Annotated in this window: 5 protein-coding genes; 4 read left to right on the top strand and 1 reads right to left on the bottom strand. The window is 49.0% G+C overall.

All coding sequences use genetic code 11. The features are described from left to right. Window positions 1-87: 87 nt before the first annotated feature. The gene (locus tag STRDD11_RS04080; RefSeq protein ID WP_128835668.1) at window positions 88-1,533 is read left to right on the top strand and encodes a UDP-N-acetylmuramoyl-L-alanyl-D-glutamate--L-lysine ligase; all 1,446 of its coding nucleotides are present in this window, start codon (window positions 88-90) and stop codon (window positions 1,531-1,533) included. Between the two features lie 90 nt (window positions 1,534-1,623). Here the strand turns inward: STRDD11_RS04080 and STRDD11_RS04075 are convergent, their stop codons facing one another. Beyond that, window positions 1,624-2,391, bottom strand: coding sequence for a CPBP family intramembrane glutamic endopeptidase (locus STRDD11_RS04075; RefSeq protein ID WP_128836281.1), 768 nt, complete (start codon window positions 2,389-2,391; stop codon window positions 1,624-1,626). Between the two features lie 465 nt (window positions 2,392-2,856). On the opposite strand from STRDD11_RS04075, the gene STRDD11_RS04070 reads away from it, so the two are divergent. From STRDD11_RS04070 to STRDD11_RS04060, 3 genes are all read left to right on the top strand, one after another. After that, window positions 2,857-3,642: an ABC transporter ATP-binding protein gene (locus tag STRDD11_RS04070; protein WP_128835666.1), complete on the top strand. Its 786-nt coding sequence runs from the start codon at window positions 2,857-2,859 to the stop codon at window positions 3,640-3,642. Between the two features lie 20 nt (window positions 3,643-3,662). Continuing rightward, complete coding sequence (locus STRDD11_RS04065) at window positions 3,663-4,601, top strand: iron-hydroxamate ABC transporter substrate-binding protein (RefSeq protein ID WP_128835663.1); 939 nt, start codon at window positions 3,663-3,665, stop codon at window positions 4,599-4,601. A gap of 10 nt (window positions 4,602-4,611) precedes the next feature. Next, a partial coding sequence (locus STRDD11_RS04060; protein ID WP_164828368.1) for an iron chelate uptake ABC transporter family permease subunit occupies window positions 4,612-5,206 on the top strand: 595 nt, incomplete at its 3' end.

The raw sequence follows: 5,206 nt of genomic DNA, 5'->3' as shown, positions 1-5,206 counted from the left end.
TAGAAAACCTCTTCTATTTATTCTTCTTTTATTATAAACTTTTCCTTGCCTCTTGTAAAACCCAGCCATAAGGTTTACAATAGATTTATGATTAAAATTGAAACCGTATTAGATATTTTAAAAAAAGACAAGAATTTCCGTGATATTGTCAAAGACGGAGAATACTTCTTCTCTTACAGCGACTTGACTTTTGATAAGATCAGCTATGACAGCAGGGAAGCCGATGCTTCTACTCTCTTTTTTGTCAAGGGCCAAGCCTTTAAGAAAGAGTTTCTGGAAAAAGCCGTCGCAGCCGGGCTGAAACTTTATATCAGTGAGACAGACCTTGAGGTCGGCATTCCGGTCCTCTTGGTCAATGATGTCAAGCAAGCTATGAGCCTGATTGCCATGGAATTTTACGGCCATCCTGAGAAAAAGCTCAAACTGCTGGCCTTTACCGGAACCAAGGGCAAGACCACCACTGCTTACTTTGCCTTTAATATTCTGAAACAGAGCCAAAAGCCCGCTTTGCTGTCCACAATGAATACGACTTTAGATGGGGAAACGTTCTTTAAATCCGCTCTGACAACGCCGGAAAGTCTGGACCTGATCAAAATGATGGCCCAAGCCCTTGCTAATGGCCGGACTCATCTCATCATGGAGGTGTCCAGTCAGGCCTATCTTACCAAGCGGGTCTATGGCCTGACCTTTGATGTCGGCGTCTTTCTCAATATCAGCCCCGATCATATCGGCCCCATCGAGCACCCAACCTTTGAAGATTATTTCTACAATAAGCGGCTCTTGATGGACAATAGCCGAGCAGTTATCGTCAATAGCGGCATGGACCATTTTCAGCTGCTGGCTGAGCAAGTGGCCTCTATGGACCATGACTTCTACGGCCCTGACTCCAGCAATCAGATTGCTGATTCAGAGGCTTTCAGCTTTGAAGCAGCTGGAAAACTGGCCGGCCGCTATGATCTGCAGCTCATCGGCCGCTTTAATCAGGAAAATGCTTTGGCAGCCGGTCTGGCCTGTCTGCGCTTGGGAGCTTCTCTCTCTGATATCCAAGCCGGCATTGCCGAGACGCGGGTACCAGGCCGCATGGAAGTTCTGACTCAGAAAAACGGAGCCAAGGTCTTTGTGGACTACGCCCATAACGGTGTCAGCCTGGCAAATCTGCTGGCAGTTGTTGAGGAGCACCAGAAAGGACGAATTGTCCTGCTTCTGGGGGCAACTGGCAATAAAGGCGAGAGCCGCCGCAAGGACTTTGGCCTCTTGCTCGACCAGCATCCGCAGCTGTCGGTCATCCTGACAGCAGACGATCCCAACTATGAGGATCCGCTGGCCATCGCTGAGGAAATCGCCTCCTATATCTCCTATCCGGTGGACAGGATTGCCGACCGAGAAGAGGCAATCAAAAAAGCCCTCAGCCTGACCAGCAAGGAGGGCGATGCTGTTATTCTGGCCGGCAAGGGAGCAGACACCTACCAAATCATCAAGGGCAAAAAAGCTGCCTACCCCGGCGACTATGCACTGGCAGAAAAGTATTTATAAAAAAGGCGAGTTGCTCATCGCCTTTTTATTATGGATTCTGCTTGAAGAGGCCGCTGCCTGGTCTGCTGATGATTTTCATTGAGTATAACCTTATGACCGCCAGTTAATCAGCACATACATCAGGCTGGAGCCAAACATGTCAGCCAGAGCATGCATGAGAAAGAAGGGCAGCAGATTTTTGACCTTGTACTTGTAGAGGAAGTAATAGAAAAGACCGTATACCACTCCGATAACCAGCGCCCACAGCATGCCCTGATAGGTATGAAAAGAAATCCGGATGATGGTCGAATAGAGCAAGGCCCACCACTTGTATTTGTCATTGACCGAGGTCATGAGCCCTAAAAAGAAGAACTCTTCATAAAAACCATTGAGCAGACCATAGAGTATCGCCATGGGAGTTAAATCAGCCAATTTACGGAAAATTTCCAGCGGGTCAATATAGGACCAGAGGGCAGGGTCAAAATAATTGTACTCCCCGCTTAAAGATGTCACAATATCTCCGAAAATGCCAACTAGGGCAAAGATAAAGGGAACCCAAAAAAGAACGGACCAAGTCAAACGGACCGGCAGCTGCTTGAAGTCAAAATGCCGCAGCAGCAGATAAGCAATGGTCAGGGCCAGCATGATGAGCTGGAAAGTTAAGTTGCTGGAATAAGCAGCACCGTCACTGGCGGCCGTCGTACTGCTATCGGCAGCGGCACTTGCTGCAGTTGCTGCCGCAGGTGCCAGACTGGCCAAAAAAAGCTCAGTGGAGCGGTATATAAACTGCCCAAACAGAAGCAGGGTCACGACAGCAATATCAAACCACTTCAGCTGTTTCAGCGGCTGGGACGGGTGAATGTTTTTCAAAATGTTCATCATCATTCCTTCTTTTCGGCGGGCTGGGCTGCCAGCCCGTGTAATAGTCTATAGCCCAGACAGACAGTAGGCTGACTGTCCCTATCGGTCTATGTATATGAATTATAGCAAAGAAAGCTTAAACTTTTATTAGAACGGCTTGAAAAACCAGAATAGTTTTTTATTATTGTCATTTTATAGTAGACTTGTTCGGAAACCGTATGGTGGATCAGCTAGCCTTAAGCGGCCGGCGCACCAGCAAACGACTCCGTCCTTTCATTGATAAAGGCGGTGGGACAGACTCTTTGCCTCGCTCACAACCGCCGCTGGAGATGGTGAGCATCTCACTGCCTAGTCTGATTTCGATTTTCATTGAGCATTAATTATTAGAATTATTAAATTGTCAGAAAAATCTTTTTTTCTTATCTTTTTTGTGGTATAATAACTAGCGTGATTCTTCCAAAAGAATCAAGGGAAAGGAAAGTCATGTCCACTATCCGTGCAGCAGGCATTCAGGTTGCCTATGATCAGAAAACTATCATTGACGGGCTGGACTGCCAGCTGGAAGAAGGAAAGATAACGACTATTATCGGCAGCAATGGCTGCGGAAAGTCCACTCTGCTCAAGGCCTTTACCAGAATCCTTCCGACCAGAGCAGGCAGCATCCTGCTGGATGGTCAGGCCATTGCGGAGCTTCCCACCAAGGCAGTAGCCCGCAAGATTGCCCTCCTGCCTCAGGTCTTGGAGGCCGCTGAAGGGATTCGGGTCTATGATCTTGTTTCTTACGGCCGCTATCCCCACCAGTCCTATCTGGGCGCCCTCTCAGCAGAAGACCGGGATAAGATTGACTGGGCCTTGGAGGCAACCAAGTCTGCTGCCTTTGCTCATGAGGAAGTGGATGCTCTCTCCGGAGGCCAACGCCAGCGGGTCTGGATTGCCATGGCTCTGGCCCAGGACACCGATACCATTTTTCTGGATGAGCCGACGACCTATCTGGATATGAACCATCAGCTGGAAGTCTTGGAGCTGCTGCAGGAGCTCAATCAGGCCAATGGCAAAACCATCGTCATGGTCCTGCACGACCTTAATCTGGCTGCCCGCTTTTCGGACCAGCTCATCGCCATGAAGGCTGGACAGATTCGAAGACAAGGCCGGGTGGAAGATTTGATGACCCCCGAGATGCTGAGAGAAATCTTTGACATTGAGGCCCAGATTATTCAGGATCCTATTCAGAAAAGACCCCTTTGCCTCAGTTACCAACTGATAAAATAATATAGAAAATGGAGAAAACGATGAAAAAGTTTTTATCTTTTGCTACTCTCGCCCTCGCTGTACTTCTTTTAGCAGCCTGCGGCAGCAACTCATCTAAGTCTGACAGTGCTGCTTCTTCAGACAAGATCGCCTTATCCAGCAAGCCCAAGATTGACGGCTTTACCTACTACGGAGATATTCCTAAAAAACCGACCCGAATTGCCAGCCTTTCCTCTACCTATACCGGCTACCTGCTCCAGCTAGGCTACAGTCCAGTGGCCGTGACCTCTTATGATGCTAAAAATCCGGTCCTCAAAGACAAGGTTAAGGATGCCAAAGTCCTCATGCCCGAAGATACAGAGGCCATTGCCAATCTAAAACCGGACTTGATTGTCGTTGATGCCAGCGATAAAAATATCGATGCACTGAAAAAGATTGCTCCGACCATCACCATCGAATATGGCAAAAACGACTATCTGGAAATCCTCAACCGTTTCGGACAGATTTTCGGCCAGGAGGAAGAAGCGGATAAATGGATTGAGAACTGGAAGACCAATACTGCAGAGGTCGGCAAGGAATTGAAGGCCAAAATCGGAGAAAATGCTACTTTCACAGTCGTCGGTCTGTATGAAAAAGAAATCTATCTGTTCGGCAACAACTGGGGCCGCGGCGGTGAAGTTCTTTACAAATCACTGGGCTTTGACGCACCGCAGAAGGTCAAAGACGAAGTCTTTCCAACCGGCTACCTGCAAATCAGTTATGAAACCGTCGGCGACTATATCGGTGATTATGTACTGATTGCAGCTGAAAATGACGAAACTGGCAGTGCCCTTTATGAGAGCGATGTCTGGAAGTCTATCCCAGCCGTGGAGAAGGGACATGTCCTCAAGGTAGATGCCAATGCCTTCTACTTCAACGACCCTCTGACCCTTGAGTACGAACTCAAAACCATCCAAGAAGGTCTGGAAAAAATGAATTAAAGGAGCACTGATGCTGATTCATCCCTCACTTGCTCAGAAAAATAAGCCAAACTTGTTTTGGCTTGTTTTTTTCACCCTCTGCCTATCCATCCTCTCAGGGCTTTATATCTACCTGCGCTTCGGACTCCCCAGCTATTCCCATCAGACACTGCTGAATACCCTGCTGCACCCTTTTCAGGAGAGCCCGGCCCAGAACATCCTCATCGACCTGCGGCTTCCTCGCGGACTGGCTGCGCTTCTGGTCGGTGCTGCTCTGGCAGCCTCAGGCGCTGTCATGCAGGGGATGACCCGCAATGCCATTGCCGATCCCGGACTCTTAGGCATCAATTCCGGAGCTGGTCTGGCTCTGATCTGCGGCTACGCTCTCTTTAAAAGCATGCATTACAGCACCATTCTTTTCATGTCCCTTTTAGGGGCCCTGCTTGCAGCCCTGCTGGTCTTCGCGCTTTCCTACCATCCCCGAAAAGGCTTTGAGCAGCTGCGTCTGGTCCTCTCCGGGGCTATGACAGCCACCCTGCTGACAGCTATCGGTCAAGGAATGACCATCTATTTCAACCTGACGAATGCCGTTATCGGCTGGCAGGCCGGCGGACTGATCGGAACCA

Source organism: Streptococcus sp. DD11 (assembly GCF_001578865.1).
Taxonomy (GTDB): domain Bacteria; phylum Bacillota; class Bacilli; order Lactobacillales; family Streptococcaceae; genus Streptococcus; species Streptococcus panodentis.
The sequence above is the reverse complement of the archived record's forward strand: the minus strand, read 5'-3'. Positions and strand labels throughout refer to the sequence as shown.

Coding starts and splice junctions, on each gene's coding strand:
- STRDD11_RS04065 (WP_128835663.1), top strand. CDS start 3,663: ATGAAAAAGTTTTTATCTTTTGCTACTCTCGCCCTCGCTGTACTTCTT.
- STRDD11_RS04070 (WP_128835666.1), top strand. CDS start 2,857: ATGTCCACTATCCGTGCAGCAGGCATTCAGGTTGCCTATGATCAGAAA.
- STRDD11_RS04075 (WP_128836281.1), bottom strand. CDS start 2,391: ATGAACATTTTGAAAAACATTCACCCGTCCCAGCCGCTGAAACAGCTG.
- STRDD11_RS04080 (WP_128835668.1), top strand. CDS start 88: ATGATTAAAATTGAAACCGTATTAGATATTTTAAAAAAAGACAAGAAT.